At 70.0% G+C, this 16,934-nt stretch carries 17 protein-coding genes; 3 read left to right on the forward strand and 14 right to left on the reverse strand.

Annotated elements, in window-relative coordinates:
• The first annotated feature begins 68 nt into the window (after positions 1 to 68).
• Positions 69 to 707, forward strand: coding sequence for a TetR family transcriptional regulator (locus ACSHWB_RS27155; RefSeq protein ID WP_439656107.1), 639 nt, complete (start codon positions 69 to 71; stop codon positions 705 to 707).
• A 4-nt stretch (positions 708 to 711) separates the two neighbouring features.
• On the opposite strand, the gene ACSHWB_RS27160 is transcribed toward ACSHWB_RS27155, so the two are convergent.
• From ACSHWB_RS27160 to ACSHWB_RS27195, 8 genes are read right to left on the reverse strand one after another with little or no spacing between them, the layout of a single operon-like run.
• On the reverse strand, positions 712 to 1,029 hold the full coding sequence (locus tag ACSHWB_RS27160; RefSeq protein ID WP_439656108.1) for a hypothetical protein: 318 nt from the start codon (positions 1,027 to 1,029) through the stop codon (positions 712 to 714).
• Positions 1,030 to 1,076: 47 nt separating this feature from the next.
• Positions 1,077 to 1,529 (reverse strand): SRPBCC family protein, encoded by a 453-nt coding sequence (locus tag ACSHWB_RS27165; protein ID WP_439656109.1) that lies wholly within the window; start codon positions 1,527 to 1,529, stop codon positions 1,077 to 1,079.
• Positions 1,526 to 2,302, reverse strand: coding sequence for an SDR family oxidoreductase (locus ACSHWB_RS27170; protein ID WP_439656110.1), 777 nt, complete (start codon positions 2,300 to 2,302; stop codon positions 1,526 to 1,528). The genes ACSHWB_RS27165 and ACSHWB_RS27170 overlap by 4 nt, the downstream gene beginning before the upstream one ends.
• Positions 2,302 to 3,450, reverse strand: coding sequence for a sulfotransferase family protein (locus ACSHWB_RS27175; RefSeq protein ID WP_439656111.1), 1,149 nt, complete (start codon positions 3,448 to 3,450; stop codon positions 2,302 to 2,304). The genes ACSHWB_RS27170 and ACSHWB_RS27175 overlap by 1 nt, the downstream gene beginning before the upstream one ends.
• On the reverse strand, positions 3,447 to 4,502 hold the full coding sequence (locus ACSHWB_RS27180; protein WP_439656112.1) for a DUF1214 domain-containing protein: 1,056 nt from the start codon (positions 4,500 to 4,502) through the stop codon (positions 3,447 to 3,449). The genes ACSHWB_RS27175 and ACSHWB_RS27180 overlap by 4 nt, the downstream gene beginning before the upstream one ends.
• A gap of 58 nt (positions 4,503 to 4,560) precedes the next feature.
• The gene (cysC, locus tag ACSHWB_RS27185; protein ID WP_439656113.1) at positions 4,561 to 6,336 is read right to left on the reverse strand and encodes an adenylyl-sulfate kinase; all 1,776 of its coding nucleotides are present in this window, start codon (positions 6,334 to 6,336) and stop codon (positions 4,561 to 4,563) included.
• Positions 6,336 to 7,223 (reverse strand): sulfate adenylyltransferase subunit CysD, encoded by an 888-nt coding sequence (cysD, locus tag ACSHWB_RS27190; RefSeq protein ID WP_439656114.1) that lies wholly within the window; start codon positions 7,221 to 7,223, stop codon positions 6,336 to 6,338. The genes cysC and cysD overlap by 1 nt, the downstream gene beginning before the upstream one ends.
• On the reverse strand, positions 7,220 to 7,885 hold the full coding sequence (locus ACSHWB_RS27195; protein ID WP_439656115.1) for a 3'(2'),5'-bisphosphate nucleotidase CysQ: 666 nt from the start codon (positions 7,883 to 7,885) through the stop codon (positions 7,220 to 7,222). The genes cysD and ACSHWB_RS27195 overlap by 4 nt, the downstream gene beginning before the upstream one ends.
• A 73-nt stretch (positions 7,886 to 7,958) precedes the next feature.
• On the opposite strand from ACSHWB_RS27195, the gene ACSHWB_RS27200 reads away from it, so the two are divergent.
• Positions 7,959 to 8,573, forward strand: coding sequence for a TetR/AcrR family transcriptional regulator (locus ACSHWB_RS27200; protein ID WP_439656116.1), 615 nt, complete (start codon positions 7,959 to 7,961; stop codon positions 8,571 to 8,573).
• Here the strand turns inward: ACSHWB_RS27200 and ACSHWB_RS27205 are convergent.
• From ACSHWB_RS27205 to ACSHWB_RS27225, 5 genes are all read right to left on the reverse strand, one after another.
• Positions 8,560 to 9,093: a hypothetical protein gene (locus ACSHWB_RS27205; protein ID WP_439656117.1), complete on the reverse strand. Its 534-nt coding sequence runs from the start codon at positions 9,091 to 9,093 to the stop codon at positions 8,560 to 8,562. The two genes, ACSHWB_RS27200 and ACSHWB_RS27205, sit on opposite strands and share 14 nt — an antisense overlap.
• Positions 9,094 to 9,123: 30 nt before the next feature.
• Positions 9,124 to 10,119, reverse strand: a complete 996-nt coding sequence (locus ACSHWB_RS27210; RefSeq protein WP_439656118.1) for a YeiH family protein — start codon at positions 10,117 to 10,119, stop codon at positions 9,124 to 9,126.
• Positions 10,120 to 10,188: 69 nt separating this feature from the next.
• On the reverse strand, positions 10,189 to 11,091 hold the full coding sequence (locus tag ACSHWB_RS27215; protein ID WP_439656119.1) for a LysR family transcriptional regulator: 903 nt from the start codon (positions 11,089 to 11,091) through the stop codon (positions 10,189 to 10,191).
• Between the two features lie 16 nt (positions 11,092 to 11,107).
• Positions 11,108 to 11,749 carry a hypothetical protein gene (locus ACSHWB_RS27220; protein WP_439656120.1) on the reverse strand — a complete coding sequence of 214 codons (642 nt, stop codon included), beginning with the start codon at positions 11,747 to 11,749 and terminating at the stop codon, positions 11,108 to 11,110.
• Positions 11,750 to 11,817: 68 nt separating this feature from the next.
• A complete protein-coding gene (locus tag ACSHWB_RS27225) occupies positions 11,818 to 13,530 on the reverse strand; it encodes a S8 family peptidase (RefSeq protein WP_439656121.1) in 1,713 nt (570 codons plus the stop codon).
• Between the two features lie 321 nt (positions 13,531 to 13,851).
• Here ACSHWB_RS27225 and ACSHWB_RS27230 point away from each other — a divergent pair, with 321 nt between their 5' ends.
• On the forward strand, positions 13,852 to 14,814 hold the full coding sequence (locus tag ACSHWB_RS27230) for a hypothetical protein (RefSeq protein ID WP_439656122.1): 963 nt from the start codon (positions 13,852 to 13,854) through the stop codon (positions 14,812 to 14,814).
• Here ACSHWB_RS27230 and ACSHWB_RS27235 read toward each other — a convergent pair.
• Positions 14,805 to 16,934: an ATP-binding cassette domain-containing protein gene (locus ACSHWB_RS27235; RefSeq protein ID WP_439656123.1), complete on the reverse strand. Its 2,130-nt coding sequence runs from the start codon at positions 16,932 to 16,934 to the stop codon at positions 14,805 to 14,807. The genes ACSHWB_RS27230 and ACSHWB_RS27235 overlap by 10 nt on opposite strands.

The raw sequence follows: 16,934 nt of genomic DNA on the forward strand, positions 1-16,934 counted from the left end.
ACCGTAGCGCTTAATGGCAGATGGTGCCAATAAATGTTCTCAGCCGGATGACGTGCTTAAATCGCCCGATGACGGACGTTGCGACAGAAAAGCCTCGCCGGGGCCGGCCGCCGGTGAGCGACGAGCAGCGTCAGCGTCAGCGCCTCGACATCTCGCGCCACGCGGTCCACCTGTTCGCCGAGCAGGGCGTCGCCGCCACGTCGGGCGAGCAGATCGCGCAGGCCGCGGGCGTCTCCGAACGCACGTTCTGGCGCTACTTCCCGCACAAGGAGAGCTGCGTCGAACCGCTGCTCACCAAGATGGTCGACGCCTTCTGCGCGGTGCTGCACGACTGGCCGCGCGAGCTCGAGCTGATCGACCACCTGCGCGAGGCCTACAGCCCGCTGCTGGACGCGGCCACCGACGAGGACATCGAGGCGGTCCTCGCCGTCGTGCGGCTGACCCACGGGGAACGGCCGCTGCGCGCCGCGTACCTGATGCTGCGCGAACGGGCGGAGAACGCGCTGGCCGAGGTGCTCGCCGAGCGCGCGGGCCTGCCGGTCGGCGCCATCGAGATCCGGGTGCAGGCCGCCGCCATGAGCGCGGTGCTCAAGGTCGCCACGGACGACGTCGCGCGGTCCGCCGCCGGTGGTGTCACGAGGGAGACGCTGGAGGGGCACCGCGAGCAGATCGCCACGGCCTTGCGTGGTCTGTCGCGGATGTTGTGACGGATCAGGGGACCGAGATGTTCGACAGCCCCCACGCGATCACCACGATCAGCAGGATGATGACGCCCACGCCGAGCGTGCCCGCCAGGATCATCCCGATTCCGGCCGACCGCCACGGCGCGGGCGCGGTCAGGTTCAGCACGATCCCGGCGAACGTCGAGCCGAGCACGATCCAGACGAACGCGGTGGCGTACTCGCCGCCCTGCCACCCGAACGACGCCAGCGCATCGGTCTGGAAGGCGGCGAAGATGAGCACCAGCAGGGCGGCGGTGGCGGCGAAGCCGGCCAGCCCGGCTGTCCGGCCGCGGTCCGTTTTGGTCACACGTCGAGAGTGCCGTGGGTTCTCGCGAGAGGCATCGGTACAACTACTCACGCTCTGAGCAGTGAGGCGACCCGATCGCGCAACGCGTGGGCGACGGAGTCGAAACCGTTTTTCACATACGTCTGCTGGGCTGCGAAGACCGCGTCGGCGTACTTGCCGGTGAACGTCTCGAAGGTGCGGTAGCTGCACCGCCGCGGCCCGAGTGGCGTGATCAGCTGGTCACGTGTGCCGAGCAGGCCGGGGAACGTGTCGCCGGTGTCGTAACGCAACAGACGCGGTGGCTCGACCTCGCGGATGTACTCGCGGCTGATGAACGTGCCCTCGCCGCCGTCCGGGCGTGGCAGCGTGAGGTCGATCGGCGAGTCGATCTCCAACGTCGTGGCGACCGCCAGGGTGTAGGGATTCCACTGTGGATAGTGCGGGTAGTCGAGCAGCACGTCCCACACGAACGACGCGGGCGCGTCGATCTCCACGACCACGGACTCGATGAGGTGGGTCACGGCATGTACTCCCCGCCGTTGACGTCCAGCACGGCACCGGTGACCTCGGAGGCCAGCCGGGACAACAGGAACAGCACCGCGCCGGCGCAGGCCTCGTCGGCGGGGATGCGGCCCAGCGGGTTGCGCGCGGCGATCTCGTCGTAGACGTCCTGCTCGGAGATCCCGCGCGCCTCCGCGGTGAACTTGAGGTAGAAGCGCACGCCAGGTCCGTCCAGCCAGCCCAGCACCGCCTGGTTCGCGCGGATGCCGTGCTCACCCAGTTCCAGGGCGAGGAACTGGGTCGCGGTCGCCATCGCGGCCTTCGCCACGGCGTAACCGCCCTCGCCGCGCATCGGTTTGCGGGTGGTCATCGTGCCGATGTTGACGATCGAGCCGCGCCCGGCGGCCTTCATGTGCGGCACCACCGCGCGGGTCACGTTCAGCGCGCCGAACAGGATGATGTCCATCGAGCGGCGGACGGCCTTCTCCGGTGTCTCCAGCAGGTCGAACCAGCCCGGGTGCCCGAACGCGGAGTTCACCAGGCCGGTGATCGTGCCGAACCGGTCGACGGCCGTCTCGACCAGCAGTGCCACCTCCTCTGGGCGGCGCACGTCGCACTGCACGCCGACAGCCTCGCCACCGGCCGCACCGACGTCCTTCTCCACCTGTTTCATCACGTCGGCGGAGCGGGCGGCCATCACGACCTTCGCGCCCTCGGCGGCGGCGCGGACGGCGAGCTTCGAGCCCAGGCCGGGGCCGACGCCGGTGATCACCACGACCTCGTCTTGCAGCATCACAGGTAGACCTCCGAGTAGAAGGCGAAGTCACGGCGCAGCTGGTCCTCGGACAGCCCGAAGTCCGGTGGCGCGTAGGAGTGCGAGCCGTGCCGTTCGGTCCGGTTGCGCTCCAGGTACGTCTCGAACGCCGCCTCGTCGGCGGGACCGGCCGGCAGGCCCAGCGCGTCCATCACCTCGCGGGCGACCTCGAGCGGTTTGCTGACGGTGTCGGCGAAGCGCACGTCCACGAACCGGTCCGGGCGTGCGGACCGGGCGGAGGCGAAGTCCCGCAACGTCTTGGCGAACCGGCCGGACCAGTACTGTCCGATGAGGACCGGATCGGCCTTCTCGCTGTACTGCGAGGACATCGCGCGCACCATCGACGCGTACGACGGCACGGCGCTGACCGGCGAACGGTGCGTCATCACGATCTTGCAGTCGGCGAACTCGTCGAGCACGGTGTCGACCGCGGTCAGGTGGTGCGGCGACTTCAGCACCCACGGCAGCGTGCGGGAGGTGTTCTGCCACTGCAACACCTGCAGCCACTCGCGCAGCTCGCGGTAGGCGGGGCTCTGGTCCGCTGACCGCAGCCAGTCGCCGTAGGACGGCACCCAGTAGAACGAGTCGAAGCTCATCGACACGAACGTCCTGTCCAGCAGGATCACGTCCTCCTCTGGCCCGTCCCACACCACGGTGTGCAGGTCGCCGAAGTCGGGGGAGAGCTGTGCGAAGACCTGCATGCGTTCCTGCGCACGGCGCTTGCGCTCCGGGGCGTCGGGGCCTTCGCCGGGGAACGGCAGCGGGTACGCGACCTCCCACGACAGCGTCGAGGTGACCTGCGGCGAGGCGGCCAGCAGCCGGTGCAGCAGCGTCGAACCGGTGCGCGGCAGTCCGCAGATCTCGGCGGCCACGCGGACTTCCACGTCGAGCACCTCGGGGTTCGCCCGCTGCAACGCGCGCAGCCGCAGCCGGTCGGACAGCAGCGCGGTCAGCCTGTGTCTCGTCAGCTCGAAACCCAGCGGTGACAACGCGGCCTCGGTGTTGAGGCTGCCCACGAGCACGTCCAGCGGCTCGCGGAACCAGTCGTCGCCGAAGTCGGTGAGCCCGGTCTTGGCACACGCCTTCTCCAGCAGTTCCGGCACGTTCAGCGCGGTCGTGACCGTCATCGGACCTCCTCCAGTGGCACCACGCGGCACTTCGGGATCGGGTGGGCGCTCGCGCCGAGCCAGCGCAGCAGCGCCGTGCCGGAACTGTGGCCGCAGGTGTCGATCCAGTTGCCCACACCAGGATCTTCGGCGGCGACCACGATCATCAGCCGCCCGTCCGGCAACGACGCCGTGTGCTTGTTGACGGTGATCTTGCGGCGATGGTCGAGCGACTCCATCCACCAGTTGTCGAGCTGGAAGTTCCAGTACGGGCAGTCCGGCACGTCGGTCTCGATCACCCACGCCTCGCCGGGCCTCAGCGTCCAGTACCCGTGCAGGTAGAAGATCTCCGGATCGCCGCCGGCGCGCTGGAACATCTCCTGACCGAAGTCCGGCAGTTCGTTGGGGCGCGCCATGAACGTGCGCGTCCAGTGCGCGAACGTCGCCGCGGTGCCGTGCACCGACAGTGCCGCCCGCTGCAACGCCTTGGCCAGGAACTCGGGCGTCAGCGCGGCGGGTTCGGCCGGACCGCCGACCTGCTCGATGTGCCACTGACCAGGAAGCTCGGTCCCGCGATCAAGATAGGTCTGGCGCACCACCAGGCCGGTGGAGTCGGGGGCGAGCGGAAGCCAGTTCCCGCTCCGCGGCTCGGCGCTCGCGATGATCTCCACGGTGCCGTCCGGCGCGATCGTCAGGTCGGCGTCGGACAGCTCCCCGGTCGACGCCATCGTGCCGTCCTTGGCGTACCGGTTGGCCTTCGAGCCGATGCTGAAGTACGCGATGCTGCCGCGGGTCCCGGTGATCCGGTACGTCCGGTCGCCGCGGATGTTCGCGGACAGGTAGACGTTGTCCGGGTTGTCCGCGCCGATCTTCACGAGGTCCAGCTCGTGGAAGCGCGGGAAGTCGGGATCGGCGTTGTCCAGGCAGGAGTACAGCATCTCCCGGGTCAGCCTGGCGAGGTACCGGTAGCCCTCCGCGCGGTCGAGCGGGGTGTCCGGCGCCGGGTCGGCGAGGATCACCTCACCGGCCTTCTCCAACGCCCGGCAGAACTGGGACCACGCCTGATCCGGCACGACTTCCTCCCGAATTTAGAACGTGTTCTAGCTGAACGTACACGATTCTGGACAACGTTCAACAGATGCCGAGCGAGCGGAGTCGTGCCACCACGGCATCGGCGGCGGCCTGCGGGCTCAGCGCCGTCGTGTCGAGCCGGACCTCGGGTTCCAGCGGTGGTTCGTAGGGCGAGTCGATGCCGGTGAAGTTCGCCAGCTCACCCCTGCGGGCCTTGCGGTACAGGCCTTTCGGGTCGCGCTGCTCCGCCACGGCCAGCGGCGTGTCCACGAAGACCTCGCAGAACTCGTTCTCGCCGACCAGTTCTCGCGCGAGTGCCCGCTCGGCCTGGAACGGCGAGATGAACGAGACCAGCACGATCAGGCCCGCGTCGACCATCAGCGCGGCGACCTCGGCGATGCGCCGGATGTTCTCGACGCGGTCGGCGTCGGTGAAGCCGAGGTCGGAGTTGAGCCCGTGCCGCACGTTGTCGCCGTCGAGCAGGAACGTGTGCCTGCCCTCGGCGTGCAGGGTCTTCTCGACCAGGTCCGCGATCGTGGACTTGCCCGCGCCGGACAGCCCGGTCAGCCACACCACGCACGGCCGGTGCCCGTTGCGCGCGATCCTGGCCTGCTTGTCGACGGTGAGCGTCTGCCAGCGCACGTTCGACGGGCCCAGCGCGAAGTCGATCATTCCGGCGCCGACCGTGGCGTTGGACAGCCGGTCGAGCACGACGAACGAGCCGAGGTCGCGGTTCACGCCGTAGCCCTCGAACGGCACGGGGGCGTCGAGGTGCACGTTGTCGACGCCGATCTCGTTGAGCGCCAACGCCTTCGTCGCGGTGAACCCGACCGTGCGCGCGCCGATCTTGGCGAGGTACTGGCGGCCGGGCAGCAGCCCGTTCTCGTTCAGCCACACCAGTTTCGCCTGGAACGCGGCCGCGACGCCCGGCGGGTCCTGCGCGGCGCCCAGCACGTCCCCGCGGCTCGCGTCGACGTCGTCCGCGAGCACGACGGTGACCGACGACCCGGCCGGCGCCTCGTCCAGGTCGCCGTCCATCGTGACGATCCGCGCCACCGTGGTGGTCCGGTCGCCGAGACGCACCGGCTCGTCCCGGCGGAGCGTCCCGCCCAGCACGCGCCCGGACAGCCCGCGGAACGTCGCGTCCGGCCTGTTCACCCACTGCACCAGGAAACGGGACGAGGCGTCGCGTCTCGGCCGGGGCTGCACCGACTCCAGCCACTGCAGCAGGGTCGGTCCGTCGTACCAGGGCGTCAGCTCGCTGCGCCCCACCACGTTGACGCCCTCGGTGGCCGACATCGGCACGCAGGTGATCGCGTCGAGGTCGAGTTCCGCGGCGAACTCCGCGAACGACGCGCTGACCTCGTCGAACACCTCCCGCGAATAGTCCACGAGGTCGAGCTTGTTCACCGCCACGACGACGTGCCGAACCCCGAGCAACGACACGATGCGCGCGTGCCGGCGCGTCTGGCCGAGCACGCCCTTGCGCGCGTCGAGCAGGATCACGGCGGCCTCGGCGGTGGAAGCGCCCGTGACCATGTTGCGGGTGTACTGCTCGTGCCCCGGCGTGTCCGCGACGATGAACCGCCGCGCCTCGGTCGCGAAGAACCGGTAGGCGACGTCGATCGTGATGCCCTGCTCGCGTTCCGCCGCCAGCCCGTCCACCAGCAGCGCGAAGTCGAGCTCGCCGCCACGGGTGCCGACCCGTTTCGAGTCCGCCTCCAACGCCGCGAGGTGGTCGGCGTACAGCAGTTTCGACTCGTAGAGCAGGCGCCCGATCAGCGTGCTCTTCCCGTCGTCCACGCTGCCGCAGGTGATGAACCGCAGAAGCTCCATCAGAAGTACCCCTCCCGCTTCTTGCGCTCCATCGACCCGCTCTGGTCGTGGTCGATCACCCGGCCCTGTCGTTCCGAGGTCGTCGCGGCCCGCATCTCCTCCACGATCTCCGCGACCGTGCGCGCCTCACTGCGCACCGCGCCCGTCAGCGGATAGCAGCCGAGCGTCCGGAAGCGGACGAGCTCCCACCGCGGTTCCTCGTCCAACGGCATGCGGTCGTCGTCGACCATGATCAGCGCGCCGTCGCGGTCGACCACCGGCCGTGGCGCCGCGAAGTACAGCGGCACCACGGGAATCCGCTCGCGTTCGACGTAGCGCCAGACGTCGAGCTCGGTCCAGTTCGACAGCGGGAACACCCTGATGCTCTCGTCGGGCGCGACCCGCGTGTTGTAGAGGCGCCACAGCTCCGGCCGCTGGTTCTTCGGGTCCCACTGGTGCTGCGCGGTCCGGAACGAGAACACCCTTTCCTTGGCACGCGAGGCTTCCTCGTCACGCCGAGCGCCGCCGAACGCCACGTCGAACCGGTGCTCGTCGAGCGCCTGGCGCAGTCCCTGGGTCTTCCACAGGTCGGTGTGCCGCGCGGAACCGTGGTCGAACGGGTTGATGCCCTGGGCCACGCAGTCCGGGTTGCGGTGCACGATCAGGTCCAGGCCGAGCCCGGCGACCGTGGCGTCCCGGAACGCGATCATCTCCCGGAACTTCCACGTGGTGTCGACGTGCAGCAACGGGAACGGCGGCCTGGACGGGTAGAAGGCCTTGCGCGCCAGGTGGAGCAGCACCGAGCTGTCCTTGCCGATCGAGTACAGCAGCACTGGGCGCTCGCTCTCCGCCACGGCCTCGCGGAAGATGTCGATGCTGTCGGCCTCCAGCTGGTCCAGGTGGTTCACGCGAGCACCTCCACGAGCTCAGGACGGCAGATCAGCAGGTCGGGCAGCCACGGATCGGGCTGGTTGTAGACGAGCGGCCGTCCGTCGGCGCGGGAGGCGTGCAACCCCGCCGCGCGGGCCACGTAGACAGGCGCGGCGGAGTCCCACTCGTACATGCCGCCCGCGTGCAGGTAGGCGTCGGCCTCGCCGCGGACGACGGCCATCGTCTTCGCGCCCGCGCTGCCCATGGGCACCAGCACGGCGTTGGTCTTCGCGGCGATCCGCCGGGCCAGCTCCGGTGGCCGGGTGCGGCTGACGACGATCCTGAGGCGGCGGCGCGAAGTCCGTTGCACCTTCGGCATCTGCGGCACCGCGACGGCTCCCGCCACGAGCTCACCGCGTTCCCACAGCGCCACGTGCACGGCCCAGTCGGTACGGCTGGGCTCGGCGTACTCGCGGCTGCCGTCCAGCGGGTCGATGATCCACACCCGGTCGGCGGTGAGCCGGCGCGGGTCGTCGGGTGCCTCCTCCGACAGCACCGAGTCGGCAGGACGGTGCTCGTGCAGTTGGGCGGCCAGGAAGATCTGGGCGACGTGGTCACCGTCGCCGGGTCTCACGCTGAGGAGCAACCGGCCCGTCTCGGTCGCCAGCCGTCTGGCCAACTCAGCATCGGTCTCCGCCATGCACCCGAGCGTAGGAGCAAACCGAACAACGTTCAATATGCTTTTGAACGTTGTTCAAAGTAGGCTGGCGGACGTGAGCACCGAGCAGACGGCCTGGGGGGACGCGGAGGGCAGGCGGCGCGACATCCTGTCGTCAGCCGAGCTGATCCTCGAGGAGCAGGGCTATGCGGGCCTGACCATGCGCGCGATCGCGGTCGGTGCCGGAGTCAGTTCCGGCACCGTGTACCAGTACTTCTCCGGCAAGGAGGACGTGTTCGCGGCCTTGATGGAACGGCGCCTGGACGAGCTGCAACGCACCCTCGCCGCGGTGGACAGGAGCCTGGGGATCGCAGGCGTGCTCAGGGAGATCGAGCCGCAGATCACCGAGTTCTGGCGCCGGTTCGGGCGGTCGGCGGCGCAGTGGGAGGCCAAGGTGCTCTCCGGTGGCCGCCGGGGCAAGGAGGTCACGGGCTCGGCCCAGGACTACCGCAAGACCCTCAAGGCGCTCGCGAAGGCGTTGCGCGAGACCGCGGAGGCGGGTGGCCAGCAGCTGATCGACGACCCCGCGTTGCCGCACTGGGTCTGGGACTCGCTGATCGGCCTCGCGGACGACCTCCTGCTCCAGGGCGCGCGGATCAACCGGGTCAAGCCTGCTCAGCTGGTCGCGTTCGCCACGAGCGCGATCGAACGAGGCGTCATCGCCCGCTGACGCGCTGGTCGTAGCGCCGCCGGATGCTCGTGCCGAGGATGCTGACGTCCGCCCCGTAGACGTGGATCGAGATCGCCACGGAGCTGGAGTTGTTGCACACCTTGTGGATGTCGCCCGGCGGCACCAGGTACGCCGCCACGCCCTCCGGGGTCTTGTTGACGCGCAACGGGATCAGTCGATCGCCACGCAGCCGGTAGGTGGTCTCTTCCTCCTCGCCGACGTACGTGCCGACGACGCACCACGAGACGTGGTCGTGGATGCACGTCTCCTGGCCCGGCAGCCAGACCAGCGCGACGACCGAGAAGCTGCCGTCCGGCTCGACGTGCAGCAGGTGCTGGCGGTACGCGTCCGGGTCGGGCTCCCGCTGTGCCGCGCTCAGCAGGAACGGGTCGGTGAGGTGGCCTTCGAGCGTCCTGGCCACCCGCGCGGCGACGGCCGCGTCGTCGCCACCACCGGCGATCGCGGCCCGGAGCGAGCCCACCAGAAGCGTGGCCGTGGGGGAGAGCAGGCTGTGCGTCATGAGCGGGTCCTCCTTCGAGGAACGGGGAGATCAGCCGATCAGCACCGTGCCCGTCAGCACGAGGACGACGATCACCGTGGTCGAGAGCAGGCCCAGCAGCAGCACCGCGGGGCCGGAGCGGATCAGGGAACGCAGGCGCACCGCCGTGCCCAGCGCGAACATGCCCGCCGCGAGCAGCACGTTGTCCACGAACGTCGCCGCGGTCAGCACCACGTCGGGCAGCAGGCCGGTCGCCCGGACCGCCGCCATGGCGAGGAACCCGAGCACGAACAGCGGAACGAGCGGCGGACGCTGCCCGGACGCCGGGTACTTGAGGCGTTCGGCGAAGCTCACGGCGGCGAGCATCGGTGCGAGCAGCACGACCCGCGTCAGCTTCACCGCCACGGCGATGGCCAGCGCGCCGGTCACGGGTCCGGCGGCGGCCACGACCTGCGCGACCTCGTGCACGCTGCCGCCCGCCCACACCCCGTACTGCGCGGGCGTGAGGCCGGTGAGCGGGAACAGCGCGGGAAGGCTGAACATCGCGACGGTGCCGAAGAGCGTGACCAGGCCGAGCGCCTTCGCCACGTCCTCCTCGTCCTGTTCGCGCACGCTGTTCATCGCGGCCACGGCGGACGCGCCGCAGATCGAGAACCCGGTCGCGATCAGCAACGACAGGCCCTCGCTCACCCCGAGCACCCGCCCGAGCCAGCGCGTCACCACGAACGTCACCACCACGGCGACGACCGCGAGCAGCAGGATCTCGTAACCGAGCTTCAGCACGTCCTGGAACACGAGCTTCAGCCCGAGCAGCACCACGCCCAGCCGCAGCAGACGGCGTCCGGCGAGCTTCACACCCGGCGTGACCGACTTCGGGAGCGTCACGACGTTGGCCACGAGGGCGCCGAGCAGCACCGCGACCGTGAGCGCGCTGATCGAGGGCTGCAGCCACGAGACGAGCATCGCGACCGCGACACCGCCCGCGACCAGGGCCAGGCCGGGCAGCAGCGAGTCAGCCGTGCGCGGAGTGGTCCTGACGATGCCCATACCGGCAACGATGACCAGTGCCGGCTATGCGCAGTAGATGGCCATTTGTTGGGGGCCTATAAGGCGGGCTTATGCCTTCGCCGACGCGGAGATCAGCGCGTCCACCGTCGCGCGCATGATCGGCAGCCGGATGAGGTCCGGCCAGGTGTACAGCGAGGTCAGCCGTTGCGCCGCGGACTCCACTTCGACCAGCGTCAGACCGGGGTGCTGGAGGAACGACAACAACAGCCGCGGCACGAGCGCAACGCCCAGACCTGCGGTGACGAGGCTCTGGATGGCCAGGTTGTCGTCGGTCGAGCAGGTGATGTCGGGAACGAACCCGGCCGCCCCGCACGCCAGGTGCAGCGCCCGCTGGCACCGCACACAACCGGCGATCCAGCGTTCCTCAGCCGCCTCGGTCAGCGACACCCGGTCCCGCCCGGCGAGCCGGTGCCCGACAGGCACGAGCAACGCCAGCGGCTCCCGCAGCAACGGCACGCTCAGCATGCCGTTGACGGTGGCCTCGTCCTGAGGTTCGTCGAGGTAGCTGAAGCTCAGCACCAGGTCGACCTCACCGCGCCGCAGCAGCGCGAACGAGTCCGGCGGCTCCTCCTCGACCAGCTCGAGCCGCAGCGCGGGCCGTTCCTCCGCCAGGATCGCCGCCGCCGCGGGCACGAGCGAGACGTTGGCGCTGGGGAACGCGCAGATCCGGATCGTGCCGATGTCGTGCGTCGCTATCGCGCTGACCTGCTGGTGGGTCGTCGCCAGCTGGTCGAGCAGCTCCGACCCGCGTTCGGCCAGGATCCGCCCGGCCTCGGTGAGGTGCAGCCCCCGGCCCGTCCGCACGAACAGCGGCCCGCCCACCTGCCGTTCCAGCGCACGCATCTGCTGGCTGACCGCGGGCTGGGTGCAGTGCAGCAGCCGGGCGGCGGCGCTGAACGACCCGGTTCTGGCCACCGTCGCGAAGACCTCTAGCTGGCGGGTGTCGAACATGTCCGCACTGTAAGGCTCACTTCCCGGTGACGAGCGAGTCCAGTGTCGCGCCGTTGTTCGCGCCGCAGTGCCGCCGCGAGGCGTCGAGCGTCATCGGCTTGTCCGCCTCCGCGGGCCTGCCGACCTGCCCGAAGAGCCGGCGGAGCAGCTCGACCTGTTCGTCGAGTCCCGCGCGGAGGAAGTCGCCGCAGCTGGACTTGACGGTGAGGCGGTCGTCCGACGGGATCAGGTCCACCGGCCCGAGGACGAACAGGAACGCGATGATGATCGCGAGCCCGAACCCGATGACCGCGCCGCTGGCCGAGCTCTTGCGCGGGGCCAGCCAGTTCTGGGCCTGCTCCACGAACGGCTCGGCGGGGGAGAGCTCGGTGTCGATCCAGAACTCGAGCACGTCGCCGCCGGTCACGTCGAACTGGACGTGCCCGGCGGCGAGCATGATGCGCACTATCTGCTTGCGGTCGTAGGACCCCGTCCAGAACGGCTCCGGCCGCACGAGCACCAGCCGGTCGGGCAGCAGGAACACGACGTCGCGCTCGCCCCTGGCGAGCCGTTCGGTCTGACCGGGGCCGACGATCGTGCCTGCCAGCCTTGCCATCACGAGGGCGTGCTCGTGCTCGTCGAGGGCCTCGGCGGCCGACGACCACAGATCGGGTTCCACGTCACTGCTATCGCTGCAGGCAGGGACGTTAGTTAGCCGTGGACGCCGAGGTTCGTCCGAATGCCGTTCTAGAAGGTCAGCTTCCAGGAGTTGATGTAGCCGACGTCCTGTGCCGCCACGTCCTTGACCTGCAGTTTCCAGGTGCCGTTCGCGACCTCGCTGGAAGCGTTGACCGTGTAGGTCGCGACGATGTTGTCGGCACCGTCGTTGCTGGAGGCCTTGAGCCGGTACGCCGTGCCGTCCGGGGCGATCAGGTCGATGACCAGGTCACCTCGGTAGGTGTGCACGATGTTGACGTCGACCTTGAGCGTGGCAGGGGCGTTGCCGGTGACGCCGGAGACCGTGATGGGGCTGGTGACCGCCGCGCCGGCGTCCGGGATGGACACGTCGTCGGTGTTCTCGAACGAGGTGCCGGGAGGCGTGCCGCCGACCGCGGCGAGCGCGTCGACGCGGCCTTCACCGAAGAAGTTGTTCTTCGCCGTGGTGCCGCTGCACCGGCTGTCGGAGCAGCTCAGGTCGTCCGCCTGGGTCGCCAGCAGCGTGCGGAGCTGGGCGGGGGTGGCGGTGGGGTTGGTCGACTTGAGCAGCGCGGCGACGCCCGCGACGTGCGGGGAGGCCATCGACGTGCCCTGCAGCGAGTCGTACCTGCCGCCGGGGATCGTGGAGTAGACGTCGTTGCCGGGTGCCGCGATGTGGATCTTGTCGGTGCCGTAGTTCGAGAACGTCGACTTGCCGTTGGCCGAGGTGATCGACGCGACGCTGACCACGCCGGCGACCTCGGTCGGGACGCTCAGGCACGCGTTGGTGACGGTGCGCTGCACAGGGGTCGAGTCGTTGGGGCTGCTCGCGTCGCGGGTCTTGTTCGCGAGGTTGTAGTTCTCGTTGCCCGCCGCGGCGACGTTGAGCACGCCCTTGCCCTCGGCGTAGGCCACCGCGCGCTTCACGCCTTCCAGGATCGCGTCCTGGTCGGCGTTGTCCGGGCAGTTGAACAGCCACGGGTCGGTGTAGTAGCTGTTGTTGGTCACCTCGAAGCCGCGGTCACCGGAGAAGACCATGGCGCAGATGGTGTTCTCGGGGAAGAACAGCCCGCTCGGCTTCTCGGCGATGCGCACCGAGGCGATCTTCACGCCAGGAGCGACCCCGACCATGCCACGCCCGTTCTTGGCCGCCGCGATCGTGCCGGCCACGTGCGTGCCGTGGGAACCGGTGTCACGCCACGAACCAGCGCGCGTGTCGAGCTTGCCGTAGGCGCAGGAAGCGGAGTTGGCGGTGTCGAAGTTCGGCTTGAGGTCCGCGTGCTGGTCGTCGACACCCGTGTCGAGCACGCCGACCGTGACGCTGGACGACCCCTGGTTGACCGCCCACGCCTGGTCGGCGCCGATCTGGGTCATGTCCGCGCGCGCCGGCTCCCCAGTCGCCGGGGTGATCTGCGTCGGCGAGGGGGGAATCGGCGGGTTCGCGGCCTCGGCGGGGACATCGGTCGTACGCGTGGCACCGACCTTCTGCACACCGCTGATGGCACGCATCTTGGTGGCGAAGTCAGCAGCACCAGAGTGCGCGACGATGACACCAATGGCGTCGTAACTCGTCCACACAGTGCCACCGTTGCCACCCACAGCCGTCGCCGCACCGGCGGTGGCACCGGGGGCCGTGATGACCAGATAAGCACGCGTACCCGCGGCAGGTGCGGCGGCGGCGGGGGTGGCCGCCGTCAGCACACCGGCGCCCGCGGCCGCGGCGATGACCGCGGTGCGCAGGCGTGATCGTGAACCCAGGAACACGATTCCTCCAACTCCTCAGCGGGCGATGCCCGCGCAGTCCGCGCGGGTGCAGGGGCCCGTCACGCCAATAGAGGAGGTGGGACGGCATTCGGGACGCGGGATTTCAGAAATGCCCCGTTCGGCTCACTACGAACGTCGCACGTCAGGCGTGTGCGTGCCGGGTTCAGCCGGGTCGGTTGGCTTGGGCTGTGCGGCCCAACAAGAAGTGGACACCGCACCCCCGTCCGTTCGGGTGAAAACGACCCACGACTGGACATCGACCCCGGCCAGTCGTTGATCAGCACGACTAGACTCCACGGCCGTCCCCGACCCGGAGGTCCGATGAGTGTCCCGGCTGATCAGCTCCTGACCGAGCTGAAGGCTCTCCGCAAAGGCCTGGGCGTGGAGACCGACGACATCGGCTCGCGGGTGGGCCGCACCCTGCAACGAATCTGCGGCGTCGAAGAGGGCGACACGGGCGAGCGCATCCGCCGCAAGCTGCGCGACCAGCTGAACGCGCTGATCAACCAGTGCCACCCGGACCAGCAACGGCTGCTGCGGGCCGCGCTCGGGCTCGACTCCGCCGCGCCGCGGATGTACCAGGAGCGGATCAAGGAGATCGCGGACTCGACGTTCGTCGACCCGCGCACGGTGCAGCGCCGGATCGACAGCGCGCTGGTCCGGCTCACCCAGCTCGCACTCGAAACGAGGCGGCTCGACGTGCGGCGGCCTTCTCCTTGGCACACCACGGATCTGCGGGCGGTGGTCTGTTTCGACCTGCGGGTGCCCGAGGTGTTCGAGACGCGCCGGATCGTCGCCGGGCAGGACGGGGTCGAGGAGGTCGAGGTCGGCATGACGCTGACGCCGCCCGACGGCTGGACCGGGCCCGGCAGCATCGAGGACCTCGGGGTCGACCTGCTCTACGGCGGCGAGTTGAGCGATCGGATGATGAAGTCGCGCAACCGCATCGGGTTCGTGTTGCGGTTGCCGGAGCCGCTCTCTCGCGGGGACGAGCACGAGTACGCGTTCCGGGTGAAGCTGCCGCCGGAGCGTGCCATCGCCCCGCATTACGTGTGCACGCCGAAGTACCAGTGCGACCGGTTCTCGTTGCACGTCCGGTTCGGCACGGTGGTGTGCCCGCGGCAGGTGTGGCGGCTGTCCGGCATTTCGCCGCTGGAGCTGGACGATCCGGTGTGGAGCGGTGACCTCGCCGCACCGAACAGGTTCGGCGAGGTGCACACGAGTTTCGACGACCTGGAACCGCAGCTGTCCTACGGGTTCGGGTGGGACGCCGGTCAGTCCTGACGGACCCGGCGCACCCGGCGGCCCAGCCCGTACAGCGGCAGGAGCGTCATGCCGAGCAGCACCGACACGGCCAGAGTCCACGACCCGGGATCGTGTTCCCACAACGAGTCCTTGGTCGGCGTGCGGGCCGGCAGGTCGACCACGGACGCGCCGGCGGCGTAGCCCCACCGCGATGGCGCCGACCAGGAGAGCTGTTCCAGCACCGGGCGGTCGGCCACCGGGATCATCCCGCCGCACAGCACGAGCTGGAGCATCACCGTCACCACGAGCACGGGCATCACTTGCTCGGCGGTGCGGACCACCGACGAGGCGAACAACGCGAGGGCGGCCGACGCGAAGGCGGTGCACCACAGGGCGAGCCCGAGTTCGACGACGGCGTGGCCGAGCGCGACCGGGTCGTCCGGGCCGGGTTTGACCTGAACGGCGACCGCGACCAGCACAAGAGCCTGCACGGCGCAGACGACGCCGAACACCACGGCCTTGCTGAACGTGTACGCGCGAGGTGCCAGGCCCGCGGCCCGTTCGCGAGCGAGGATCGCCCGTTCCGCCACGACCTCGCGGGCCGCGCCTGCCCCGCCCGCGAACGCCGCGCCGACGAAGAGCAGCACCAGGATCTGGGCCGCCTCCTGCGGTTCGGCGGTGTCGGGAGGGCCGAGGCCGCCGGTGCCGGGGACGACGAGCGCGAGAAGTCCCAGCACCACCGGGAGCAGCAGCAGGAACATCGCGTAGCCCGGATCGGCCGCGATCAGCCGGAAGTGCCGTGACACCAACGTTCTCACCTGGTGCAGCCACGGGCGGGCGAGAGCGGGCGGAGACGTGGCGGGGCGCGGTGGTGCCGGTTCGGACGGTGGTGTCGCGGCCGGGAGCGGATGCCGTGCCGCGGCCTCGAACACCTCGGCCCAGTCCTGGGTGCCGAAGTGGCCGAAGAGCTCTGCGGGCGGCCCCGAGAACAACGGCACACCACCCGGTGCGAGCAGGAGGATCCGGTCGCACAGGTCGAGGCACGCGAGGTTGTGCGTGACCACGACGACCGCCCTGCCCGCGTTCGCGATCGCCCGCAGCCCGGACATGACCTGCCGGTCGAGCGCGGGATCGAGCCCCGACGTCGGTTCGTCCAGCAGGAGCAGCGGCGGTTCGGTGATCAGCTCCAGCGCGATCGACACCCGCTTGCGCTGGCCGCCGGACATCCGGCTCAGCCGCGTCGCCGCGTGCGCGTTCATGTCCACTTCGGACAGAGCGTCGCCCACGCGGTCACGCCGCTCGGAACGCGACGTGTCGACAGGCAGGCGCAGACGTGCCGCGTAGTGCATCGCCTGCCGGGCACTGAGCTTCGTGTGCAGCACGTCCTCCTGTGGCACCACGCCGATGCGCCGCCGCACCTCGTCACCGCCCGCGTGCACGTCGTGCCCGTCGAACGCGACGGTCCCGCCGCTCGGAACCAGTTGCCCCGTCAGCACTTTGAGGAACGTGGACTTGCCGGCCCCGGACGGGCCGATGACTGCGACGAGCTCACCCGGCCCGACGTCGAGATCGATCCCGGACAGCAACCGCCGCCCGCCAGGCAACTGGTGCTCGACCTCCCGCACGACGAGCCTGCGCGCGCTCGCCCCGGCGGAGAACCCCTCTGCGGTGACGGCGACGTCCGTGGCGCCGAACGTGAGCACCGCGCCAGGCGGAACCACCTCGTCACCGACCGGAACCCCCTGGCGCAGCACGGGATTGTCACCGAGCTGGGTGAGCCGCCACCCTCCGCCCTCCCGCGTCGCGACCGCGTGCCGGCGCGACGCCAGCGGGTCGTCCAGCACCACGTCGTTGCCCGACCACCGGCCGATGCTGACCGTGCCGCTGCGGCAGTCCCGAATCGACACCTCGCAACTGCTCGACAGCAACAGCTTCACCGCGCCCCGCAGGTGGTGTTCGCGGATCGGCCGGTCACCGATCCGCGTGCCACCACTGCTGCGGTCGCGCAGCACCCAGCCGTCGGCATAGCCGATCCGCAGGTGCTCCCGGGACACCCGCGGGTCGTCGAGCACGACGTCGCACTCCTGCCCGCGGCCGATCACCACGTCGGCGCCCACGGGGAACGTCCACGTGCGCCCACCGGAACTGACTTCGAGCAC

This window comes from Lentzea sp. HUAS TT2 (genome assembly GCF_051853195.1).
Lineage (GTDB): Bacteria > Actinomycetota > Actinomycetes > Mycobacteriales > Pseudonocardiaceae > Lentzea.

What these genes read in the sequence shown, in the direction of transcription:
- ACSHWB_RS27215 (WP_439656119.1), bottom strand. Translation starts at nt 11,091, where the DNA reads ATGTTCGACACCCGCCAGCTAGAGGTCTTCGCGACGGTGGCCAGAACC.
- ACSHWB_RS27155 (WP_439656107.1), top strand. Translation starts at nt 69, where the DNA reads ATGACGGACGTTGCGACAGAAAAGCCTCGCCGGGGCCGGCCGCCGGTG.
- ACSHWB_RS27210 (WP_439656118.1), bottom strand. Translation starts at nt 10,119, where the DNA reads ATGGGCATCGTCAGGACCACTCCGCGCACGGCTGACTCGCTGCTGCCC.
- ACSHWB_RS27175 (WP_439656111.1), bottom strand. Translation starts at nt 3,450, where the DNA reads ATGACGGTCACGACCGCGCTGAACGTGCCGGAACTGCTGGAGAAGGCG.
- ACSHWB_RS27205 (WP_439656117.1), bottom strand. Translation starts at nt 9,093, where the DNA reads ATGACGCACAGCCTGCTCTCCCCCACGGCCACGCTTCTGGTGGGCTCG.
- ACSHWB_RS27170 (WP_439656110.1), bottom strand. Translation starts at nt 2,302, where the DNA reads ATGCTGCAAGACGAGGTCGTGGTGATCACCGGCGTCGGCCCCGGCCTG.
- ACSHWB_RS27195 (WP_439656115.1), bottom strand. Translation starts at nt 7,885, where the DNA reads ATGGCGGAGACCGATGCTGAGTTGGCCAGACGGCTGGCGACCGAGACG.
- cysC (WP_439656113.1), bottom strand. Translation starts at nt 6,336, where the DNA reads ATGGAGCTTCTGCGGTTCATCACCTGCGGCAGCGTGGACGACGGGAAG.
- ACSHWB_RS27230 (WP_439656122.1), top strand. Translation starts at nt 13,852, where the DNA reads ATGAGTGTCCCGGCTGATCAGCTCCTGACCGAGCTGAAGGCTCTCCGC.